General features: G+C 66.0%; 18 protein-coding genes and 2 pseudogenes. 7 read left to right on the top strand and 13 right to left on the bottom strand.

The genetic code is table 11. The features are described from left to right. Positions 1 to 249 precede the first annotated feature (249 nt). The 4 genes from traC (at position 250) to QOZ99_RS21595 (ending at position 3,032) form a co-directional block, all read left to right on the top strand. Positions 250 to 546, top strand: a complete 297-nt coding sequence (gene traC, locus QOZ99_RS21610; RefSeq protein WP_306892070.1) for a conjugal transfer protein TraC — start codon at positions 250 to 252, stop codon at positions 544 to 546. Further along, positions 527 to 766, top strand: coding sequence for a type IV conjugative transfer system coupling protein TraD (traD, locus tag QOZ99_RS21605; protein WP_370876908.1), 240 nt, complete (start codon positions 527 to 529; stop codon positions 764 to 766). Before traC ends, traD begins: the two co-directional genes overlap by 20 nt. Then, positions 753 to 2,639 carry a Ti-type conjugative transfer system protein TraG gene (gene traG / locus QOZ99_RS21600; RefSeq protein WP_306892060.1) on the top strand — a complete coding sequence of 629 codons (1,887 nt, stop codon included), beginning with the start codon at positions 753 to 755 and terminating at the stop codon, positions 2,637 to 2,639. Before traD ends, traG begins: the two co-directional genes overlap by 14 nt. Positions 2,640 to 2,750: 111 nt before the next feature. Beyond that, complete coding sequence (locus QOZ99_RS21595; protein WP_370876910.1) at positions 2,751 to 3,032, top strand: WGR domain-containing protein; 282 nt, start codon at positions 2,751 to 2,753, stop codon at positions 3,030 to 3,032. Positions 3,033 to 3,070: 38 nt separating this feature from the next. On the opposite strand, the gene QOZ99_RS21590 is transcribed toward QOZ99_RS21595, so the two are convergent. The 9 genes and pseudogenes from QOZ99_RS21590 to QOZ99_RS21550 form a co-directional block, all read right to left on the bottom strand. Then, positions 3,071 to 3,385 carry a DUF736 domain-containing protein gene (locus QOZ99_RS21590; RefSeq protein ID WP_306892058.1) on the bottom strand — a complete coding sequence of 105 codons (315 nt, stop codon included), beginning with the start codon at positions 3,383 to 3,385 and terminating at the stop codon, positions 3,071 to 3,073. A gap of 647 nt (positions 3,386 to 4,032) precedes the next feature. Next, positions 4,033 to 4,325 (bottom strand): annotated as a pseudogene (locus QOZ99_RS21585) (type II toxin-antitoxin system RelE/ParE family toxin). After that, positions 4,322 to 4,630 carry a type II toxin-antitoxin system RelB/DinJ family antitoxin gene (locus tag QOZ99_RS21580; protein ID WP_306892057.1) on the bottom strand — a complete coding sequence of 103 codons (309 nt, stop codon included), beginning with the start codon at positions 4,628 to 4,630 and terminating at the stop codon, positions 4,322 to 4,324. Before QOZ99_RS21580 ends, QOZ99_RS21585 begins: the two are co-directional and overlap by 4 nt. Positions 4,631 to 4,805: 175 nt before the next feature. Next, positions 4,806 to 5,732, bottom strand: a complete 927-nt coding sequence (locus QOZ99_RS21575; RefSeq protein WP_306892056.1) for an ArdC family protein — start codon at positions 5,730 to 5,732, stop codon at positions 4,806 to 4,808. Positions 5,733 to 6,050: 318 nt separating this feature from the next. Beyond that, a complete protein-coding gene (locus QOZ99_RS21570; protein WP_306892055.1) occupies positions 6,051 to 6,638 on the bottom strand; it encodes a hypothetical protein in 588 nt (195 codons plus the stop codon). Positions 6,639 to 7,047: 409 nt separating this feature from the next. Next, a complete protein-coding gene (locus QOZ99_RS21565) occupies positions 7,048 to 7,377 on the bottom strand; it encodes a hypothetical protein (RefSeq protein WP_306892054.1) in 330 nt (109 codons plus the stop codon). Beyond that, on the bottom strand, positions 7,374 to 8,249 hold the full coding sequence (locus tag QOZ99_RS21560; protein WP_306892053.1) for a DUF7007 domain-containing protein: 876 nt from the start codon (positions 8,247 to 8,249) through the stop codon (positions 7,374 to 7,376). Before QOZ99_RS21560 ends, QOZ99_RS21565 begins: the two co-directional genes overlap by 4 nt. Beyond that, a complete protein-coding gene (locus QOZ99_RS21555; protein ID WP_306892052.1) occupies positions 8,246 to 8,719 on the bottom strand; it encodes a UCP036055 family protein in 474 nt (157 codons plus the stop codon). The genes QOZ99_RS21560 and QOZ99_RS21555 overlap by 4 nt, the downstream gene beginning before the upstream one ends. Before the next feature lie 93 nt (positions 8,720 to 8,812). Continuing rightward, a complete protein-coding gene (locus QOZ99_RS21550) occupies positions 8,813 to 10,528 on the bottom strand; it encodes a ParB N-terminal domain-containing protein (RefSeq protein ID WP_306892051.1) in 1,716 nt (571 codons plus the stop codon). A gap of 624 nt (positions 10,529 to 11,152) precedes the next feature. On the opposite strand from QOZ99_RS21550, the gene QOZ99_RS21545 reads away from it, so the two are divergent. Then, positions 11,153 to 11,791 carry a hypothetical protein gene (locus tag QOZ99_RS21545; protein ID WP_306892050.1) on the top strand — a complete coding sequence of 213 codons (639 nt, stop codon included), beginning with the start codon at positions 11,153 to 11,155 and terminating at the stop codon, positions 11,789 to 11,791. Positions 11,792 to 11,953: 162 nt separating this feature from the next. Continuing rightward, positions 11,954 to 12,616, top strand: a complete 663-nt coding sequence (locus QOZ99_RS21540) for a hypothetical protein (protein ID WP_306892049.1) — start codon at positions 11,954 to 11,956, stop codon at positions 12,614 to 12,616. Positions 12,617 to 12,641: 25 nt separating this feature from the next. Here the strand turns inward: QOZ99_RS21540 and QOZ99_RS21535 are convergent, their stop codons facing one another. The 4 genes from QOZ99_RS21535 to QOZ99_RS21520 form a co-directional block, all read right to left on the bottom strand. Next, positions 12,642 to 17,744 (bottom strand): helicase-like domain-containing protein, encoded by a 5,103-nt coding sequence (locus QOZ99_RS21535; protein ID WP_306892048.1) that lies wholly within the window; start codon positions 17,742 to 17,744, stop codon positions 12,642 to 12,644. A gap of 107 nt (positions 17,745 to 17,851) precedes the next feature. Next, positions 17,852 to 18,250, bottom strand: coding sequence for a DUF3085 domain-containing protein (locus tag QOZ99_RS21530; RefSeq protein ID WP_306892047.1), 399 nt, complete (start codon positions 18,248 to 18,250; stop codon positions 17,852 to 17,854). A 12-nt stretch (positions 18,251 to 18,262) separates the two neighbouring features. After that, positions 18,263 to 18,871, bottom strand: a complete 609-nt coding sequence (locus QOZ99_RS21525) for a DUF1419 domain-containing protein (RefSeq protein ID WP_306892046.1) — start codon at positions 18,869 to 18,871, stop codon at positions 18,263 to 18,265. 143 nt (positions 18,872 to 19,014) lie between these two features. After that, positions 19,015 to 19,974 carry a DUF3991 domain-containing protein gene (locus QOZ99_RS21520; protein ID WP_306892045.1) on the bottom strand — a complete coding sequence of 320 codons (960 nt, stop codon included), beginning with the start codon at positions 19,972 to 19,974 and terminating at the stop codon, positions 19,015 to 19,017. 295 nt (positions 19,975 to 20,269) lie between these two features. On the opposite strand from QOZ99_RS21520, the pseudogene QOZ99_RS21515 reads away from it, so the two are divergent. Beyond that, positions 20,270 to 20,865: pseudogene (locus QOZ99_RS21515) on the top strand (transposase); the annotation flags it as partial. Positions 20,866 to 21,001 lie beyond the last annotated feature (136 nt).

The raw sequence follows: 21,001 nt of genomic DNA, 5'->3' as shown, positions 1-21,001 counted from the left end.
CGCAGGCTCCCGGACGAGGACGAACAGGTGTGTTCGGCGGGAGCGGCGGCTGGTGGCCGGGGGTGAAGCAGGGCGTCGCGGCAGCGACGTATTACTGCGCCCTTGGACCATTCCTTCGGAACGGCCGGGATCATCAGCCAAAGTGTCGGCTGCGCCGACGTGCAAATCTGCACCTTTCGATCACAGGGCGTCCGGAAGACCCTTGCCCGAGGCGATCCGTACTGGGCGCAACAGGAGGTCCAACCGGTAATGAAAAAGCCATCGTCGAAAATCCGCGAGGAAATCGCCCGCCTCCAGGAGCAGCTCAAGTCGGCCGAAACGCGAGAGGCAGAGCGGATCGGTCGCCTCGCACTGAAGGCCGGCCTTGGCGAGATCGAGATCGACGAGGGCGAGCTGCAGGCCGCGTTCGAGGAGATCGCCGGCCGGTTTCGCGGGAGGGGAGAAAAGACGACCGGAACGAAGGAGGCGGGAGCAGGAGGCGATGCCAGCACCTTGGCCACGAAGGTCGCGGCTGGCGCGGCTGCGGATGACTCTGGCGAGGTGTGAGCGTATGCGCCAAGCGTTATCATCCGAGGCACGCAAGAAGGACACGCGCGAAAAGATCGAGCTTGGCGGCCTGATCGCCAAGGCGGGCCTTCGCTATGAGAAACGCGCCGTCCTGCTCGGCGCGCTCATCGAGCTTGGCCGACGGTTGAAGGCTGACGAGGCCGAACGAGCGCGGCTCGCCGCGATCGGCGCAAAAGCCTTCGGCAATGACGGCGAGTAGGCTCCTGCTCGCGATCGCTCCAGTCGCGCTGATGATCGGGGCGCTGATCGGCCTGTCCGGGTTCGAGCAGGCGCTCGCCGCACTCGCCAAGACCGACGCACAGCGCCTGATGTTCGGTCGCGCCGGACTCGCGCTACCGTTCCTGGTCGCCGCCACGATCGGGGTAATTTTTCTCTTCGCCGCCGCCGGCGCGACCAACATCCGCACGGCTGGTTGGGGCGTGATCGCCGCATGTGCAGCAGCGATTGTGATCGCCGTGCTGCGCGCGACGTCGCGGTCGTCGACGCTTGCACAGGTCGATCCGGCATACCTGATCGGCGGAAGCGCGATTCTGATCGCAACCGGCTTCGCCCTGCGCGTCGCGGTGAAAGGCAACGCCGCCTTCGCCGCGTCGGCGCCGAAGCGCGTTCACGGCAGACGCGCGCTTCACGGTGACGCCGACTGGATGTCGATGCCAGAGGCGGCAAAGCTCTTCCCCGACGCCGGCGGTATCGTCGTCGGTGAGCGCTATCGTGTCGACCGGGACAGCGCGGCAGCCATGCCCTTCCGCGCCATGGACCGGCAGAGCTGGGGCGCGGGTGGTCGCTCGCCACTGCTCTGCTTCGACGCCTCCTTCGGCTCCTCCCACGGCATCGTCTTCGCTGGTTCCGGCGGCTACAAGACAACGTCGGTGACCATCCCGACCGCCCTCAAATGGGGCGGTGCGCTCATCGTGCTCGATCCCTCCAACGAGGTCGCGCCCATGGTGATCGACCATCGCCGCGCGGCCGGGCGCACCGTCCATGTGCTCGACCCGAAGGAGCCGGCAACCGGATTCAACGCGCTGGACTGGATCGGCCGTTTCGGCGGCACGAAGGAAGAGGACATCGCCGCGGTCGCATCATGGATCATGAGCGACAGCGGTGGTGCGCGCGGTGTGCGTGACGACTTCTTCCGCGCCTCGGCCTTGCAGCTCTTGACCGCGCTCATCGCCGACGTCTGCCTCTCCGGTCATACGGAGGAGAAGGACCAGACGCTGCGCCAGGTGCGCGCCAATCTCTCCGAGCCGGAGCCGAAGCTGCGATCGCGTCTGCAGGAGATCTATGACGGCTCGCAATCGCCGTTCGTGAAGGAGAACGTCGCCGTCTTCGTCAACATGACGCCGGAGACGTTCTCGGGAGTTTATGCGAACGCCGTGAAGGAAACCCACTGGCTGAGCTACCCCAACTATGCCGCTCTGGTGTCAGGTTCGAGCTTGCTCACCGACGATCTCGCGACAGGTCAGACCGACGTCTTCATCAACCTCGACCTGAAGACGCTGGAAACCCATGCCGGCCTTGCCCGCGTCATCATCGGCGCCTTCATGAACGCGATCTACAACCGGAATGGCGAGATGACGGGGAGGGCGCTATTCCTTCTCGACGAGGTGGCCCGGCTGGGCTTCATGCGCATTCTGGAGACCGCCCGCGACGCCGGCCGCAAATACGGCATCACCCTCATCCTGCTGTTCCAGTCGATCGGCCAGATGCGCGAGACCTGGGGCGGCCGGGACGCTGCGAGCAAATGGTTCGAGAGCGCGTCCTGGATCAGCTTCGCGGCCGTCAACGATCCCGAAACCGCCGACTACATCTCGAAGCGCTGCGGTGCGACCACGGTCGAGATCGACCAGGTCAGCCGCTCGTCGCAGTCGTCCGGCTCCTCGCGCACGCGATCAAAGCAGCTTGCCTCGCGTCCGCTGATCCAGCCGCACGAGGTGCTGCGCATGCGCGCCGACGAGCAGATTGTCTTCACCGCCGGCAACGCGCCACTGCGCTGCGGCCGCGCCATCTGGTTCCGGCGCGAAGACATGAAGGCCTGCGTGAGAGCGAACAGGTTCCAGTCGGAGAAAAGCTGAGCAGTGCGCGATACCGGGCCACACGATCCCTTCACAGAAATGAATCGATGACGCCGGACCGATTCAGGAAAGTCGTTGGACGCGGATTCGTCGGAGCGCGATTCTCGTACCATGCTCGCCCAGCCCTATCAGCTCTATGTCGAACGCCGGGATGCCTCCAGGAACATGGCCCGGTTCTACGCCATGTCGATCGAGCAAACCCTGTTCGGACAGGCCTGCCTGATCCGGCGCTGGGGACGCATCGGCGCACACGGGCAGAGCATGCAGCACTCCTTCGACCGCGAGAACGAAGCCGTGCAGCTCTTCCTCGACCTGCTGCGGCAGAAGCGGAAGAGAGGATATCGGCCGAAGGGAAAACCGATCTCGTCCGACAGTTCAACTCATGAGGGGTAAGAGGCTGGCCCCGCCTCGTCGGCGGGGCCAGCTCGGGGTCAGTCCCGATTGGGCCGGGACCAGATCAGCGAGAGGCCGTCCTCGCCTTCGACCTCGACCAGCGTGGCGTAGATCGGCGCGGGGAAGCTCGGATCGTCCAGCTTGACCGAGAGATAGTCGCGGCCGGTCTGGTCGGAGTGCTTCTGCCAACCCGCCCCGAGTTCAACCGAGCCCGCCGCGAAGATGCGGAAGTGCGGTCCCTTCTCCGAGGGGTTGTCGACGCGCTGGAAGCGGGCCTTGACGTTGAGGGTCAGGGTGCGGATCGAGCCGGTGAAGCCGTTCTCGGTGGAGGTGAAGGTGCCGATGGTCGCCATAGTCGTCTTCCTTGTCCTGAGTTCCGGGCCGCGCCCTTCGCGGCCTCGATGGCAGTCGCAAGGACCGGGGACGATCGGACCGCACCCAACCGGGGGCCCCGTCGCGCCTTCGTGACGGGGGGGTGATGGGCCGGAACGCAGTGGAGGGCGGCGGAAAGCGGCTTTGTTGATCCGCGAGGAATGCGGACGAAGTTCGCAGGGGAAGAAAGTCGCGCAAGGCCGTTGCGGGAAAACGATCGAGGCGAAGCCGGGCTCCGGTCAGACATGCCCCATCGAGCCCGCAGGAGGGGCGGCCGTTCAAAGGAGGGAAAGGAGCACGCGCGAAGGCCCCACTCGGCCCCATCCACCATTAGGATCGGCGGACCTCGACAGCACGACATCCGTCAGCTGCGCTCTATCAGGCGGAACGATCTCCCGGAGAGCATCGCACGGACAGACCGGCCCGGTGGAGGGACAGCTCCCGCATGGCGGGGAAGCCTCCCTGCAGATGGGCGCCATAATATCGTCATGCGATGACAGCCTCGGCCTTGGCCGCTCTGGCAGCGGCATCATCGAGGCCCGTAGCGAGAATCGACGCATGCCTGGCCGCTGCCGCGAATCAGGCCCACCCCTCTGGATCCGCGAACCGCTTTCCAGGGCCGAAAACGTCAACCCTCGGGTAGTGTCTCCGGCCATCGCTGCGCGCCATGCAGGACGCGAAGGATACGGACCGTCGTTTCCGTTACGACATAGGCCGCGACATAAGGCGTGCCGGCGATCACCAGTTCGCGCGTCCCGTCGATCCTTCGGGGACGGCCACTTTCGGGAAAACCGCACAGGCGGCGCACGCACCCGCGATCCGCTCGTCGATGGAAACCGCGGCGGAAGCGTTATCCGCCTCGATATGAGAGAATATGCCGTCGCGATCGGAGAGCGCCCAGGCTGACCAGACGAGCTTCACGATTGAACGTTACCCGCGCGGTGCCGGGCCGCCGCCCGGCGTGCCGCGAAATGCATCTCCGCCTCATCGTCGGAAATATCGGGCCGGGTGTCGTTCAGCGCTTGCAGCACCTTGGCCCGGAACCAGGCATCATGCGCCTCGCTGTTCGCCATCAGCTCCAGCGGAAGCGCGCCCTCATTGGCGGTCCGGGTGAGCAGGATGCGCACGGCATCGGACACCGTCAGGCCCATGTTTTCGAGCACGGCGGATGCGCGATCCCGGATTTCGGCATCGATGCGAGTTTGAACGAGAGCGTTTGCGACCATCGGGCGCCTCCTCTGCCGACCAATGTAATGCAATTGAATGACAATTGCCAGCCTTCTCCCGACCACTCATCCTTTGCACATGCTGGCGAACGCAATAGACCGCCGTCAGGATGGAGGTCATCCGGATCGGGGGAGGGCTCGTCGCCCTCCCTGAAGAAATGCACAGCATGAAGCCTCAGGCGGCCTCGCGATCCTTGGCAACCGCCGGCTGGAGGGTATGCAGATAGGCGACGGCGCGCTGCGCCTGCGCCGCCGCCGAGAAGATCGCCCTCTTGTCCTCAGCCAGCACCTTTAGCCAGGACCCGAGATAGCTCGCGTGGTCAGGCCGAGGCTCGAGCTCCGGTACGATGCCGAGATCCGCGCAGAGAAAGCAGCTCCCAAGTTCGGCAATGAGCTCTTCGCGGGCACGTTCGCTCCTGTCCTTGCCATAGCGGCTGAGATCGCGGTTCACGCGATGGGGCGCCGATGTCCAATGGGTGGCCTCATGGCTGAGGACCGCGACGTAGCTCGCCGCGCCCCGGAAGGTCTGGAAGGGCGGCATCTGGATGTGGTCGCTGCCGGGGGAATAGAAGGCGCGACCACCGCCATGCCGGATCACCGCGCCGGTGTTGGCGAAGAAGCGGTCGGCCTCTTCGAGCCGTTCGATTGGATCGCGAACCGGCTCCGACTTCGCAGTGTAGCGCTCCGGGAGCCCGTCGATCTGCGCGACGTTGAAGGCGGTATAGGTCTTCAGGAAGGGGATTTCCCGCTCGACCTCGCCGCCATTCCCATCGGTCTCGGCCTTGGTGAAGCGACTGGCGAAGACCACCATGGTGCCGGTCTCACCCTTGCGCACCGCGCCGCCGAGTTCGATGGCCTGCTTGAAGGTCATCCAGACCGGCGAAACGTAACCGCGCGCCATCGCCTCCGACCACAGCAGCAGCACGTTCATGCCGGAATAGGGCAGGCCATTGTGCCGTAGCGGCCGCGTCACCCGGCCGATCGCATTCGTAGAACGCCAGGGCTGCATCCAGAGACGCACGCCCTTCTCCAGATCCGCAACGATCCTGTCGGTGATGCGCGCATAGATGTCGATGCGCGGCTTCTCTTCTTTCCTGCTCATATCCTGAACCTCCGTCCCGGAGGTCGCGCCGATCGCGACCCCGTCACGGCGGTCCTGAAGCCGGGTCGATCGGGAGGGCGGCGCATCCGCAGGACCGGAACGTAAGTGGAGGACGGCGCAGCCGTTGCGCGGGCCGCCGGGCCCGGCAGGACCACAGACCGGGACGGGTGCGAGCGCGAGCCGCTCTCTCGTCCTCTTTCTCCTTCCCTGCGCGCCGCGACATGAAAAAGGCCGGCCCCGCATCGCGAAACCGGCCGAGAAGAGACGAAAAGAAAAAAGGAGCGAGAAGGGGCGGGACCGGAGTCCCGCCCGGGCGGCTCAGCCGAGAGCCGCCATCTGGAGCTCGGCGGCCTTGCGGTCGACGCTGTGGCCGGGATTCTCGACCTGCCGCTCGAAGGGCTTCCAGGCCTCACCGACGACCAGTTCGTAAGCGCCAACCGCGCCCTCCGCGGCCATCCTGAGCGCATGGGCCTGAAGTCCCATGTCCGCCGCGAACTCGCGCTTGCGCTGGGCGCCGCTGTCGAAGCCGACCGGACCATCGCGATCCTCGTCGCGCATGTCGTTGGCCGCCTTGGCGGTGGCATCACGCGCCTCGGTGACGGCCCGGCTGTAGAACTGCCCGGCACCATGGGCCGAGCCGACATAGGCGCCGACGATGCGCTGCAGGTGGATCTGCATCGCCCGCTCCCCGAGCCCTTCCTTCAGCCCGTCGGCGCTCTCGACGATCAGGCGCTCATGCTGGTCGCGGATGCCATCGCTGTCGAGGATCGGGAGTCCGAAGCTCTCGGAGATCAGCGTCATCTGCGTGGCATCGGGGCAGGCGAGTCGGACCATCTCGAGGGTGGTGCCCTTGCGAAGGGGAACGACGCGGGCGGAGTGACGGGAGGACGGGGCGGCCTTGGCCATGATGTATTCCTTTCCGGTTTCATCTCCCGAGGTCTATCCGCCGCTTGCCGGCGTCCCCTCGGGTGCGGTCAAAAGGAACCGGCGGCCGCCGGGCGGTTCAGGGGCCGGCCCTTGCCAGGCGAGCGGACAGGGTCTGCGGACCAGCAGGGCGTCAGCCCTCGCGCAGGACGCGGGCCCGATCTGTCGAGATCGGCGAGGGCCGGCCGCCACGCGGCGCGGCACGCGGCCTTGAAGCGCCCGGCAGACGGTTCAGACCGCAGCAAACCCGAGGTGATGCCGGTGAGCGGGGGGTGAGAGGAGCAAGGCAACCGGGAAGGATAAAGTCCGCGACGCCCGAAGACTTCCATCTCCCTTCGACTGTCGCTCTCCGAACGACCCGGGAGAGAAGGTTCCGCTCCGACCCGTGCAATCAGGCGACCCGCGGCAGGACGAGACCATGACGCACGCGGAGAACGGCGATTGCCTGATCCTGATGAGCGAGCCTCCAAGACAGGGCGTCGATCTCGGGCTGGCGCTCGGCGGTCAGCGCGGCGAGATGCGAACGGTAGCGCTCAAGGAACGCCTGTCCGTCCGGCGGTTTCCCGTGCCGATAGCCAATGCGCTTCGGCTGGAGCCGTGGGATCAGCGCCGTCATGCGCCGGATGATCTGCCGGTCGATCTGGTCGAGCTGGCGCTGGGTCTCCCGGCGCGCCTCCTCCATGCGCGCGAGCTGGACATGAACTTCGGACGGGAGGGTCATGTCGCGGTCCTCCCCTGCCAGCCGATAAAGCTCGACGGCCCGCAATAGGTAGCGTGGCGGTCGGGATCGATGACGAAGCCGAAGCGGCCCATCGTGTATTCGCCCGACGAAACGAGGAAGCGCCGCCCCTCCGTTCCCGCTCCACGACGCCCGCCCAACACAGCTACGCATTCGACGAACCCCGGCTGCTGCTCCGACGTGATCGCCGAGACCACGACCCAATCATCGGCGTGCGCGGCCTCGAAGGCGCGGCGGTCCTTCTCATGGGACTCGCCCGGAGTGAGGATCGTGCCGGTGATCGCCTCCCAGGCCTCAAACCAATTGTCCTTGATCGTCCGCTCGGCGCAGCCCCGCTCGAAACCGGTGAACAGATGCGGGAAGGTGAGCGCCACGATCGCCCAGGCGCAATCCTCCTCGTAGAAACCGCCCTTCACGCGCAGCATGGCATGCACCTGACGGTTCCGCTCCGCCGAGAGCTTGAAGCCGCCATGGCCGGCGGTCGAATGGCATTCGACACCCTCGGCATAGACCGTCGCACCCTGCGACATGCCCCAGGGCGTATGGACGCGAGAGGAGATCTCGCGCCGGCCAAGCGCCTGACGTTCGCGCTGGTGCTCGGCATGCTCCAGCACCCGAGCGCGGAACGCCGCCTCGTCGGCGAGTTCGCCCGAATGGCCGTAGAAATCATCCCGCCGCCATTCGGCCAGCGGCCGGCCGATCTTCCAGCCGCTGGCGAGGTAATGCCGGCCGTCGCGACCGGGCAACATGGCGAAGGCATTGTCGCCGACGCGCGCGACAGGGAAGTCCTCGGCGGAGATGCCGAAAGTCGGCGTCGCCGTCGCAGGGCCTTCGGAAGGAAGGGGGATGGTCATGCCACCCTCCCTTCGACGATATCGGCGCCGACCTCATCTTCCGTGACCTCCTCGAGCACGGCGCTAGGATAACCGTGCCGTGACAGCCATTCCTCCGCCGCCGCGCGATGTGGCGCGAGGTAGACCAGTTCGGCGTTTTCGCCGGCACGGTCGAATACGCGCACCATACCGGTCCCTGGACGCTCGACGATGGTGAAGCTGAGCGCGCATTCCAGCGAAAAGGTCCGATGGACACGGAGGGCGACGACACCACCGGCACCGTAGTCCGCCTCGTGCAGGGTGAAGGTGGCCGAGAGCGAGAGATTCCCGATTGCGCGACCGCCGCCCTTGCTGATCAGCCGCCCACGGCTGTTGCTGCTTTGCCAGGCCGAGAGCTTCCGAGTGAACCGCTCGGGTGGGCGCGGCGTGCCATCGGACCAGGCGACGACGGAGCCGATGGGAGCGTGGTCATAGATGATGTGCGCGGACATGAAGTCCTCCTTGTGCGCAGGCGTGGAAACGAAACCGCCGCCGGGATGACCGGCGGCGGCGAGGGCATTCGGAAAGAAGAGGAGGGGGAGCCGCTATTCGGCGGCTTCACGGAAGCCCTCGGGGATGTCGGCCTCGTCGAAGCCGTCCTCGTCCGCATCGAAGTCATGCGCCGGCTCGATGGGCTCGTCGCCGTCGAGCTGGTCCTGATCGGACGGCGTGCCGTCATCCTCGTCCGCGACGACGCTGTTCTCGGTGAACCAGCCGCTCAACGCGACGGCATCTGGTGTGAACAGCGCCGAGGCGTGGACGAAGTGCCCCTCCCTGAAATGCTCGACGAGCGCGGCGCGGGTGTCCTTGACGCGCGGACGCGGCAGGACCGGCGTATTCTTGCAGGCGGCTTCCAGTGCCGGACGGGACAGGCAGGACAGGAACTCCTCCGTGCCCATATTGGGCAGGAAGCCATCCGCACCGACGACGTCGCCGGCGACGAGGGCGAGGATGCCCGACTTCGTCGCATTCTCCCGACACGAGAGAACATCGATCAGCACGCTGCGCACCGCGATGCGCAGCATATCGCTGTCGAAGGCGAGCCGGCCCTCCTGATCGAACAGCCCCGCCGCATGACGCCCGAAGCGACGCCCCCAGCGGAACTCGCCGCTGGCGCCGGAATCGACACGAACGTTCTGCCCGGCCAGTGCCAGCACCAGCAACGCCATCAGCGTGTCGTCCGCGATCGGGGCGCGGGACAGCGCCTCGTGCAGCGCATCGGTGCGCAGGTCACCGATCATCTCGATGCCCTTGCGGGTTACGTCCGGGCGCGGCTTCGCCAGCGTGCCGACATCGTCAGCGCCCGCCGCGTCCGTGCCCTTCGCCTTCTTCTCCACGGGCATGCGGTAGTGCACGCTCTGCACCTTGCCCTCACGGTCGAGATACATTGCAGTGCAATCGCCCTTGCCGGACTTGCCATGGACGCGCTCGGCCTTCTTCGGCAGCTCCGGCTGGCCCCAGCTATTGGCCTCGGTGATGATCCCCTTCTTCGGAAGGTGGTTCGTCATCCACTCCTGCTGGGCGCCGAGGAAGGCCTCCACCTGCGTGGTGTAGCGCGAGTCCTCATCCGCCGGCGCGAACAGGTCCTCGGTCCATTCGATGCCGTAGGCGCGGGCGAGATCGTCGCCGAAGGAGGCGTCGCGCGCATACATGCGCTTCTTCGCGAGCCCGTTGGCGATGCTCCACCACGACGCCTGCGGATCGCCCTTCTTCGGCTTGTGCGCCTTCCAGACCTCGCCCTGCTCCTGGAGCGAGGCCGCTGCGATGGTGCGCAGCTGCTGCTCGTTCGGGATGTCGCCCTTGGCCATCTGGTCCAGCATCGCCGGCAGCACATTGGCGAGCAGCCGGAGCTTGCGGATCTGGCGCACCGGCAGAGCCAGCGCGACGGCGATCGCCTCCTCGGTCCAACCGAGCGCGACCAGCCGCTCGATGGCGCGCCACTGGTCGACCGGGTTCAGCGGCTCTCGGGCGATGTTCTCGACCATGGAGCGCATGGCGCCATTGTCTTTGGCGGCGTCGACCACGAGCACCTCGATCTCCTCGAGACCCGCCTTGATCGCCTGCTTCACCCGGCGATGGCCGGAATCGATGATGTAGCCATTACCGCCGCCAACTTCCGGCGCGATCATCGGCGGCTGCACGATGCCGACCGCCTTGATGGTCGCCAGCAATAGGGCGTCTGCCTGTGGCGTGGACTTCGTCTGGCGCGTGCGGTCGGGATTATCGTTCAGCGCACGCGGATCGACCTTCATGATGTGCATGGGAATGCTCCTTGCCGGGCTACGGACGCGAGGCTTCACCCCGGTCCTGTTCCGTCTTCTTCCCGAAGACATCCCCCGGCCCGCGGAGCGGACGGGCCGGTGCAACTGCGGGCGAGCATCCCTGCCCGGCCGGTCAAGCGGGGCTTCAAGCCGTGCGCAGGACGATGGGCCGGGATCGCGCAGGCTGCGGTTGAGCGACAGCGTCACTGGGACGGCCGATCCGCGAGCGATAACATCTCTATTTTCCTCTGGTCCCTCCCCATTCTTTGCGGGCTCCAGCGGTACTGAAATCGTCGACGTTACGGTCGGTTCCTACGACGCCGAGCCCCGGGCGTGCCCCTTGGAAACCCGGGAGCATCGGAAGCACCGGGGAGGACGGGCAGCACCGGAACACGCGAGCACCGATGACATCCGGCATAGCCTTGTTCTGGCTCGTAAAATCCCAGGATGCTGCACCAAATGGCGCATCATGGCACTTTGGGCCGCTCCAATTCCTTTGCAATGGAGCTCATGAATAGCCGATTCACTGATGCGAGTACGTCGTTCTGACGGGCGTATTCACTCGTTGCCGTTCGCGGCCGTTGAGCGCATCTATCGGTGCAAGACGGCCGAAAGGAGCAACAAATGGCGAACGGGCGACAGGCTTCCGCGAGACGGCTGAAGATGGCGGAGCGCGCCCAGCAACAGATGGCGCTACACTTCCCCGGCACACCGTCCGAGTTTATCTGGCACCGCAAGACGAACGATGGCTTCACGACCGTGCCCCGCACGATGCCGATCGTCATGCAGGCAATTGACGCCCTCTCGAAAGGCAGCCCGGCCGGTCACACGCTGTTCGCTCTCTGGGCGCGGTCCCCCGACACGCCGTTCCTCACAATCGAAAACCCGATGACCTTCGCAGCGGAGGCGGGGTTCTCGGGAGAGCGCGCCGTCGACACCTGGCGCAAACGAATGAAGCTCCTGCGGGAGCACTGGTTCATCATGACCAAGCCCGGACCATCCGGGGAATTCCATTATGTCCTGCTCATCAGCCCGAACGCGGCAGTCGAGTGGCTCCGTGCTCAAGGGAAGGTCCAGGATGGAATCTACGCCCGGTTCATCGACCGGTTGATGGAAGTCGGCGCATTCGGTGAAATCGAGGCCTTGCGCGAATATATTGCGAAGCTCCCGGTAGCTGAAAACACGAATGCGGCAGTAGCCGAGTCGGCCACAGCACCTCCGCCGCCGCCTCAGGAGGCATCAGGCGATTCCGGAGCACCATGAGCGCGGAAAAGAAAAAAGCCCGCCAGAGGCGAGCTTTTCCCTTATATCGTATGACGATGAGGGTGGTGTTACCCCGCGACCTCACGCGCCTTTCAATATACTTTTTACGCCATTCGACACGTCGCTGTCAACGCACGTAGGGGCGAGCCTGGATTAGGAACAATGACGATGCCGTTCACGCCGGAGGAAATCCATAGCCTGCCTACGGTGCTGTCCGCGCCGCGCTTCGCCACCTACCTGATCGAAATGGCCAGCGACAAGGAAGCCGCGCTCGAACTCTACCGCTGGAATCTGGAACTCTCGGCAGCGTTCTTTGTCCCGCTGCAAATATGTGAGGTCAGCGTCCGTAATTCAATCGTGTCCGCCATTGAGGGCACCTATGGTCCCAATTGGCCCTGGGAAAGGGGCTTTGTCATCAGCCTCAGAGATCCGCCACGGGCCTATAGCCCCAGGCGCGATCTGATGGATCTGGCAAACAGACTCCCGACGGCGGGCAAGATCGTTGCCGAGCTGAAGTTCGTGTTCTGGGAGCGGATGTTCACCAGGAGCCATGACGCGGCCGTGTGGAACCGTCATTTCAGGACGGTCTTTCCGAATGCCGACGCAGCGAGAACCGTCCAGCAGCTGCGAAGCGATGGCTTCGATAGGCTGCAGAAGATCCGGGACCAGCGTAACCGCATCGCGCATCACGAGCCGATTTTCCGGCGCAACGTCCAGGAAGAATATGAGCGTATCCGTTCCATCGTTGCCTGGACCGACCAGACGGCCGCCGATTGGCTCGACAAGGTCGAAACCGTAACCGGCCTGATCGGGCAAAAGCCCTAGCCGCGGTTTCTATCCCAACACGGAATCAGGCTGCTTGGAGCGCATCACTCGGGTGTCCCACGGCATCCGCCGAAAGCGCAGCCTCCACCTCGGCGAGCTGCCGGCGCTTCTGGGCGAGTTCGTCGGCGAAGGCGAACACGCCGCCCTCGCGCGACCGGTAGGACACCAGCCGTCGCTCGGCATCAGCGAGCCGCTGGCGACAGCCTTCCCGCTCGTCATGGAACCCGCCGAGCGCGTGCTCCAGCCGTGAGATCGCGCCAAGCGGCGTGACCGTCACCGGCAGCTCGATCTCATGATCGCGGCCGGTACGCCTGAGCACGGTGTCGTAGCGATAACCCTCCCCGCGATCGGAGTGCTCGCCATCATGGAGGAGGTCGAACCCGCCGATGGAGGCGATGACGGTCTCACCTTCCTGCTGGTTCTGCACCAGGGTCAGGATTTCCTTCATCAGCGCCTGGCCGGCGGCCTTTCGTTCAGAGAAGGGCGTACCGTTCGCCGTCATGGTGAAGGCCTCGCCCGTGGTCGGGATGAGGCGGGCAATGTCCTGCCCGATCTCGCCTATGCGGCGGGTCGCGTGCTCAATATCGTGCTCGGCATCGCGGATCTGGCGGCGAATGGCGAACTGGTCGTCCTGATGGGCGGCGCGCAGCCGTTCCAGCCGGGCGATGTCGGCCTCCAGCCCCGCCTTCCGCATCAGGCGCTGGTCACCTGAGGCGATTGCTTTCGCCATGGCAAACTGGTTCGCCTGCCCCTCGCCGAGATCTTCCAGCTTGCGGATCGAGGTGTCGCCGGAGAGCGCCGCCGCGATGAAGCGGGCCTTGCGCTCGTTGTTCTGCCACATCGTGGCATCGAGCGAGCCCTCGGTGGCATAGGCGAAGATATCGACCTCGTCGTGCTGGTTGCCCTGCCGCACGATCCGCCCCTCGCGCTGCTCGATCTGCGAGGGCAGCCAGGGCACGTCGAGATGATGCAGCGCCTTCAGCCGAAGCTGCGCATTGACGCCGGTGCCCATGGTCTCGGAGCTTCCGATCAGGAAGCGGACCTTGCCGGCGCGGACATCGCCGAACAGAAGCTGCTTGGCCTCGGACTTCCTGTAGTCCTGCATGAAGGCGATCTCGGAGGCCGGAACGCCGAGCCGCACGAGTTCGTCCCGGATCCAGCGATAGGCCGAGAAGCCGCGCGTCTTCTCCACGCTGATGGTTCCAAGGTCCGAGAAGATCATCTGCGCGGCGCCGGGCAGCTCATAGGGCCTGCCGTCCGACTGAAGGTAGGCGTTGGCGGCGGTCTCGCGCCAGATTCGGACAGCGTTGCCGATGAGGGCGTTGAGCTTGTTGTCCGGCTCGTTGTCGGTGTCGGCGTCGACCAGGCGCAGGTCGATCGCGGCATGACGGCCGTCAGTGATGACGGAGAGCAGGATGTCGTCACCGGGCTCGGCCGGGCGATCGCGCTGCTCGATCGCCTTGATCCGGGCGTCGAGCTGGAGCTGGTAGCGCCTGAAGGCCGGTGTCGGCTTCGCGGTGACGATCTGGCGCCGGCCGGTCGAGATTGCCGGCACCCTCACATATCGCCGCAAATCCTCCGGCATCACCACATCGGCGAAGGAGCGGAACATGGCAATCAGCTCCGGCACATTGACGAAGCTGGCGAAGCGCGAGACCGGCTTGTACTTGCCGGAGGGCTGAAGCTCTAACTCGGTCGTAGTGTCGCCGAAGGTGCTCGCCCAGGCGTCGAACTCGTGCAGGCCCCGCTCGGTGAGCGCGGCATGGCCCATGAGGCGCTGCACCGAGAACATCTCGCCGAGCGTGTTGGTGATCGGCGTGCCGGAGGCGAGCACGAGCGCCCGGCCCGGATTCTTCGTCTCGATGAAGCGCGACTTCACATAGAGGTCCCAGGCCCGCTGGGAACCATTGGGGTCGACGCCCTTCAGGGTGCTCATATTGGTGGCGAAGGAGAGTTTGCGAAACTCCTGCGCCTCGTCGACGATGATCTGGTCGACACCGAGCTCGGCGATGGTCAGGAGATCGTCCTTGCGGGTGGCGAGCGCCTCCAACCGCTCCTTCAGGCCCTCCTTCAACCGTTCGAGACGCTTGCGCGAGACACGATCCTCGTTCTCGACCCGCGTCAGCAGGGTCTCGTAGAGCTCGAGCTCGTCCTGGATCATCTGTTGTTCGAAGGCGGACGGAATGCCGATGAAGCGGAAGGCGGAATGGGTGATGATGATCGCGTCCCAGGCCGCGGTCGCTGCCCGGCTGAGGAAGCGGGCGCGCTTGTCCCTGGTGAAGTTGGTCTCATCGGCCACGAGGATGCGGGCATTGGGATAGAGCGCGAGGAACTCGCGCGCCGCCTGCGCCAGGCAATGGCCGGGCACCACCAGCATCGCCTTGGCGATCAGCCCGAGCCGGCGCTGCTCCATGATGGCGGCGACGAACGTCATGGTCTTCCCGGCGCCGACGGCATGGGCGAGATAGGTCGAGCCGGCCGAGACGATGCGCCAGATGCCGCGCTTCTGGTGGGCATAGAGCGTGAAGGCGCTGCTCGCGCCCGGCAGCTTCAAGTGATCGCCGTTGAAGGCGCGGGGCGCGATGTTGTTGAAGCGGTCGTTGTAGATCCGCGCCAGCCGGTCGGTGCGATCAGGATCGGACCAGACCCAGCTCTGGAAGGCGGCCTTGATCTTCGCGAGCTTCTCCTTCGCCGCCTCGGTGTCGACGACATTGAGCACGCGGCGCTCGCTGTCCCCGTCCCTGATAATATCGAAGATCTGCGGCACCCGGCTGTTCAGTGCATCCGCCAGAAGCTCGCCGGCATGGCGGCGCTCCGTGCCCCATTCCGAAGTGCCGGCGGCGAGCCAGCCGAGCTGGCGCGCCTCCACGGTCCAGGAGGCCAGTTCCGGCATGTGGCGGATGCGGATATCCGCTCCCATCGTTTCCTTCACGAAGGTGACGACATCGGATGCCGGAATCCACGGCGCGCCGAGACGGGCGGTGATGTCGGAGGGGCGCAGATCCACCGGCTGCACCTCGACAAGGGCGCGGACATTACGCACGAACGCAGGATCGAGCGCAGCGGCGGCCTCCGCCGCTTTCAGCCTGTCGCGCACCGGGCCGGAAAGATAGGCGTCCGCCATCTGCCATGAGCCGGTTTGGGGATCGCGGAAGACGGCATCGCCGAGGTCCTCGAGCACGGCAGGAACATCCCGATGGATCAGCTCGGCGATATGGTCGAGATCGACATGGCCGCGCTCGTTCAGCACCACGGCGAGCGCATCGGCGGCTGAAGCGATCACAGGAGCGGCAGGTGGCGCGATGACGCGCTCGCTGAAGATCGAACCCGGCTTCGCCGTATCGGTGTCGAGATCGTAATTCTCGATCGAGGCGACCAGCCAGCAATCGGGATCGTCGAGGAAGGGTTGGAGGTTCGGCCGGCGCTGCGTCTCGCGGACCTCACCGGTCTCGTCGTCCTCGGCGATCGACACCGTGGTGTGGTTGATCGGGCCGAAGTCGCGCACGAAGCTGGACCAGGCGATGCGCAGACGTACCTGCGCATCCTTCCAGGGTTGGTCGAGTTCCTGTGCCTTCAACACCTCGCGCACGGCATCGCGGATCGGGATCAGCTTGCGGATGATGCGGATGTGTTTTTCGCGCACCCCGTCGCCGGATCGGCCTTTCCTCACCGTGACGGCGACGGACGCACCGTCGATCACCTGCATGAGGCCGCGCACCGGGTGGAAGACATAGCTCCCCTCGCGAACATGGCCCTCGGCGGAAGCCGGGATCCCGGCCTCCTCGCCGTGATCATCACTCTCGCCATCGATCGACGTCGGCTCGCCGTCATAGAGAGCTTCCGGAAGAAGGGAGATGGCGGCGTCCAGCGCCGTGGCCATTTCCTCGCCGGCGTGCGGCCGGCAGGTGTAGGTCTCGCCGAACGGGCCTGATGTCGTGGCATGGGTGCCGAGCACGAGGGCCGGGTGCCAGGCGAACCAGCGGTTCACGCGGATCGGAGCTTCCTCATCCTCGGCGGGGCGGACCTCGTCGATGTCGAGCCAGCTCTGGTCGCCCTCCGGCTCTCCCGTCTTCCGCTTCCGGAAAAAGAGGATGTCGACGACAACGTCGGTGCCGGCCTCAGTGCGGAAGCTGGCTTCCGGCAGGCGGATCGCCGCGATCAGGTCGGCCACCTTGGCGATATGTTCCCGCGCCGTGGTGTCGGCCTTGTCCATGGTGCCGTGCGAGGTGACGAAGGCCGCGAGCGCGCCGGGCTTCAGCAGGTCGATCGAGCGGGCGATGAAGTAGTCGTGCAGGCGTAAGGCCAACGAGCGGTAAGCACGATCAGACCGCACCGTGCGGTCGGAGAAGGGCGGATTGCCGAGGGCGAGGTCGAAGCTCGCTGGCAGTTCGGTGCGGGCGAAGTCACCGGTGACGATGCGGGCGCGGGGCTGCAACAGCCGGGCGATGCGTGCCGTCACCGGATCGAGCTCGACCCCGGTGACATGCGAGCTCTCGCGCAAGGCCTCCGGCATCAGCGCCGGAAACAGCCCGGTACCAATACCCGGCTCCAGCACCCTGCCCCCGCGCCAGCCGAGGCGCTGGAGCCCCGCCCAGATCGCCCGGATGATAAACGCCGGCGTGTAATGGGCATATTGGGTGCAGCGGGCGAGCGAGGCATATCCCGTATCGTCGACGGCGTCCTGAAGCTCCGCCCCGATCTCCTCCCAGCCCGCGCGGAACGTCGCCTCGCCGGGACGACGGAAGACGCCATTGGCGAGATCGGTTGCGCCGAAGCCCGTGAAGCGGATCAGCTTCTCCTGCTCCGCCCACGTCGCCGGGCGCGCATCGCCCTCGATCCCGGCCGCCAGCCGGATCGCCGCGATGTTGTCGCGGGCGCGCTCTTTCCAACTGCGTGCCAGACCGCGATCGCCGTCGAGATGGAAATTGACGCCACGTTCGGACGGTGGCTTTGCTCGAGCGATGGGCTCGGACGATGCCAGGGCCGGCGCCGGCGTGGTCGGATCGGGATCGTCGTCACCGGGATCGGTCTCGAAGTCCCCGGCGAACGCCGTGACACCGAGGCTCAGGCCGGAGGACAGGGCGGTGTTGCCGAACAGGTTGAGCGTGAAGGGATCATCGTGCGCCATGGCGGAGAGCTCCTGTCGTGAAGGCGCGCGCCATCTCGCCGCCGGGGGGATGCCGGCGGACAGGTCGGGCGCAGGGATGTGAAAAGGGAGAAACGTCGGAACCGGCCTCAGCGGCGGATCAGCGTGAGCGACAGCGCGGCATCGTCCATCACGATCCGGAGATGCGTGGCGTTCGGCGCGGCGGCCATCAGGCCGTCGGGCTCGGCGGCATCAAGGAACTCGATCCCGTCATCGCCCCCGAAGTGCTGGCGCTTGTAATGCCAGCAATCCGGATTGGTTTTCGGGTCGCACTCCTGCGCATAGACGACGAGCGGGCGCTGCCCCTCAGCGAGCCTGCCGTTCGAGAGGAAATAGACGCCCTCGTCGCCGACCAGCCAGAGGCCGGGCTTCTCGCCCTCGCCGGGGCGAAGGCCGTAATAGGGATTGCGGAAGCCGCCATTGGCGGCGGCATCGATCCGCCCGCGCTCGATCACGGCGCTAACGTCCGACACGGTGAAGGTAAACATCGCCGCCCCCGCTCACGCCGCGATCGCGTCGGGGAGGTAGCGCAGATGCACCGGCAGCTTCGCCGAGATCTCCGCCTCGGTAAGGTGCTCCAGCAGCTTCAGCGTGGTGCCGCGCCGGCACTCATAACAGAGCACGGTGCGCTTGCCCTGCAGGCAGCGCGGCCAGCGCTCCCCGGCATAGCCGCGATAATCATCATGGGTGGCGCTCCAGATATGCTCGAGCCGTTCCTCCGGCGTCATGGCTCGCACTGGCCAGGACTCGCGTTCGATGATCGCGGCGCGCAGGCCCTCGGGCGAACCCTTCTCGGCAAGGTCGCAATAGCCGTGGAAGTACCGGAGCCGACCGTCGATCGACAGCTCGAAGAAGACGCTGGTGATCGAGCCGGTCAGGAATTCGCGCAGGGCGAACATATCGCCACGCATCCACAGCGGCGGCAGGATCTCGAACATATGGTCGTGCTCGGCCCTGCCGATCTCGAACCATTCGCCGCGATAGAGCGCGCCATCATCGCCCTTCCAGCGGTTCGGGCGCTGGGCATGGCGGTCGAACATCCGGAACATCTGCCGGCGGTCGGCAATGCCCTGATACACCTTGCGGATGGGAGGAACGGAGAGGGTCATGAGCGGGCTCCTTCGGCCTCGTCCGGGCCGGAGCGCGGCTCTCCTCACGGGATCACCATCCTCTCTTCAGCCCTTCCTGACCCCTCCCCCGCAGCCGCCTCGCCGTCCGGGCGGGTCAAGGGCCGGCAAAGCCGGGCGAAGCGTCACCCTTGACGCGGCAGGCGGGCATGCGGCAGGCCTCGGCTCTCCTCCCTCCGTTCCATTTCCTCTTTCATCTTCGCCTTCAGGACCTCGTTCCAGTCCTCGGCCGGCGGCCTCAGCCGGAGCCAGTCGCAGCCCGCCTCCTCGGCAATGACACGCAGGCGCGTGGCAAAGGCCTCACCCTGGGCATTGGCATCGGTCGCGGCGACGAGCTGCGCACCGGGACGCACCGCCAGCGCTCGCACCGCCGCCTCCGTCACCGGCGACCAGCCTCCACCCGTGCTGAGATAGAGGCTACCCTCTCTCAGCCCCTCGAGGGCGGCGAGGCTCATGGCGTCGATCGCCGCCTCGGTCACGCAGAGGCGCGCGCCCTCGAGCACGCCCAGCCGGAAAAGCACCTTCGACCCTCCGGTCGAAAAGCCGCGCCATTCCGGGCCACGCTCCTCCCAGCCGGTGACGACACCGGCTTCGTCGACATGCGCGGCCCACAGGCTGCCGCGCGGGCCCTCGCGCAGTCGATCCTCTCGGATCGCGGCGCGGATGATCGTCTCCGGGAGGAAGCGCTCATCACGGAGATAACGCCAGGTCGCCGAGCCCGGCCAGGGCGTGCGACGGGCGCGCCAGCGTTCGGAAAGAGAAGCGAGAGGCTCCTGTTCGCGCGCGTCCCTCATACATGCCGGCTCGGCTGGTGTGAAACCGACGAGCTCAGCTGCTGTGGCGAGCACGTCAGTGAAGCTGCCGCCGTCGAGATGGCGGATCAGCGAGAACACATCGCCCTTGGCGTCCGACAGCGGGTCGAACCAACCCTTGCCGTCATGGATCACGATGACGATGTCGTCGCCGCGCCGGTACTTCACCGCGCGGCGCGTGCTCTCCTTCACATCGACCGCGAAGCCCGCCTTCTCCAGCACGGCGGCGCAGGTGACGCGCTCCTTCAGATAGTCAACCTCGCTCGTCTCCATCCCGTTCTTCCCGGACGCGCTTTCGTCCGGCCTTTCCTTCGTCTTCCTTCCCGCGCACCTCGCGGGACCGCTCCCACCGGGCGCGAAGAGCCAAGCCCGCAAGGGCGCGGGACGGCAACCGGGGAATTCGTCAGCCCCGTCGTGACCGACCCGGCCCGCGGCGCAGCCTCCCTTGCGGCTGCCGGCTCGCAAGCGGCACCCGGCAGGGCGGAAAGCCGGTTCAATGAACCGGCCGCTGACGTTGCCCCCTGAAGCGCCCTCGGTTTGAATTGGACTCCGTCGGAGGGAGACGGAGATGAAGAAGAGCCGGTTCAGCGAAGAACAGATCATTGCCGTGCTGAAGGAGCATCAGGCCGGGATTGCGGTGGTGGATATCTGCCGCAAGCATGGGATCAGCGACGCGACCTTCTACAACTGGCGCAATCGCTACGGCGGCATGGAGGCATCCGACGCGCGTCGCCTGAAGGCGTTGGACGACGAGAACCGTAAGCTCAAGAAGCTTCTGGCGGAATCGATGCTGGACGTCGCGACGCTGCGCGAGGCGCTCGGAAAAAACTTCTGAAGCCCGGATCGCGGAGAGCGTTCGTGACCTGGGCGATCGAAGAGAAGAGCTACTCCCAGCGGCGGGCCTGCTGCCTGATCGGGCTCGCTCCGAAGACCTATCGCTATGCCTCGCGGCGATCAGACGATGTGGAGATCCGGGAGCGGCTGAAGATCCTCGCGGGTCAGCGGCGGCGGTTCGGCTACCGGCGGCTGCACATCCTGCTGAGACGCGAGGGCATTGCGCTGAACCATAAGAAGCTGTTCCGGCTCTATCGGGAGGAGCGGCTGACGGTGCGCCGGCGTGGCGGGCGCAAGCGCGCTCTCGGGACACGGGCGCCGATGACTGTCAAACGGCGCTCAATGTTGCCCCCCGATCGGCGTCCAATATTGGCTCTGACTCACTTTTGATGGAGTTGAGCGTCTGGCTGGCATTGGTTCACGTGGAGAATCAATGCCATGGGTCAGAATTTACGGGTCTCGGAGC

The organism is Ancylobacter amanitiformis (genome assembly GCF_030814815.1).
Classification (GTDB): domain Bacteria; phylum Pseudomonadota; class Alphaproteobacteria; order Rhizobiales; family Xanthobacteraceae; genus Ancylobacter; species Ancylobacter amanitiformis.
The sequence above is the reverse complement of the archived record's forward strand: the minus strand, read 5'-3'. Positions and strand labels throughout refer to the sequence as shown.

Coding starts and splice junctions, on each gene's coding strand:
- traC (WP_306892070.1), top strand. CDS start 250: ATGAAAAAGCCATCGTCGAAAATCCGCGAGGAAATCGCCCGCCTCCAG.
- traD (WP_370876908.1), top strand. CDS start 527: ATGACTCTGGCGAGGTGTGAGCGTATGCGCCAAGCGTTATCATCCGAG.
- traG (WP_306892060.1), top strand. CDS start 753: ATGACGGCGAGTAGGCTCCTGCTCGCGATCGCTCCAGTCGCGCTGATG.
- QOZ99_RS21595 (WP_370876910.1), top strand. CDS start 2,751: ATGCTCGCCCAGCCCTATCAGCTCTATGTCGAACGCCGGGATGCCTCC.
- QOZ99_RS21590 (WP_306892058.1), bottom strand. CDS start 3,385: ATGGCGACCATCGGCACCTTCACCTCCACCGAGAACGGCTTCACCGGC.
- QOZ99_RS21580 (WP_306892057.1), bottom strand. CDS start 4,630: ATGGTCGCAAACGCTCTCGTTCAAACTCGCATCGATGCCGAAATCCGG.
- QOZ99_RS21575 (WP_306892056.1), bottom strand. CDS start 5,732: ATGAGCAGGAAAGAAGAGAAGCCGCGCATCGACATCTATGCGCGCATC.
- QOZ99_RS21570 (WP_306892055.1), bottom strand. CDS start 6,638: ATGGCCAAGGCCGCCCCGTCCTCCCGTCACTCCGCCCGCGTCGTTCCC.
- QOZ99_RS21565 (WP_306892054.1), bottom strand. CDS start 7,377: ATGACCCTCCCGTCCGAAGTTCATGTCCAGCTCGCGCGCATGGAGGAG.
- QOZ99_RS21560 (WP_306892053.1), bottom strand. CDS start 8,249: ATGACCATCCCCCTTCCTTCCGAAGGCCCTGCGACGGCGACGCCGACT.
- QOZ99_RS21555 (WP_306892052.1), bottom strand. CDS start 8,719: ATGTCCGCGCACATCATCTATGACCACGCTCCCATCGGCTCCGTCGTC.
- QOZ99_RS21550 (WP_306892051.1), bottom strand. CDS start 10,528: ATGCACATCATGAAGGTCGATCCGCGTGCGCTGAACGATAATCCCGAC.
- QOZ99_RS21545 (WP_306892050.1), top strand. CDS start 11,153: ATGGCGAACGGGCGACAGGCTTCCGCGAGACGGCTGAAGATGGCGGAG.
- QOZ99_RS21540 (WP_306892049.1), top strand. CDS start 11,954: ATGACGATGCCGTTCACGCCGGAGGAAATCCATAGCCTGCCTACGGTG.
- QOZ99_RS21535 (WP_306892048.1), bottom strand. CDS start 17,744: ATGGCGCACGATGATCCCTTCACGCTCAACCTGTTCGGCAACACCGCC.
- QOZ99_RS21530 (WP_306892047.1), bottom strand. CDS start 18,250: ATGTTTACCTTCACCGTGTCGGACGTTAGCGCCGTGATCGAGCGCGGG.
- QOZ99_RS21525 (WP_306892046.1), bottom strand. CDS start 18,871: ATGACCCTCTCCGTTCCTCCCATCCGCAAGGTGTATCAGGGCATTGCC.
- QOZ99_RS21520 (WP_306892045.1), bottom strand. CDS start 19,974: ATGGAGACGAGCGAGGTTGACTATCTGAAGGAGCGCGTCACCTGCGCC.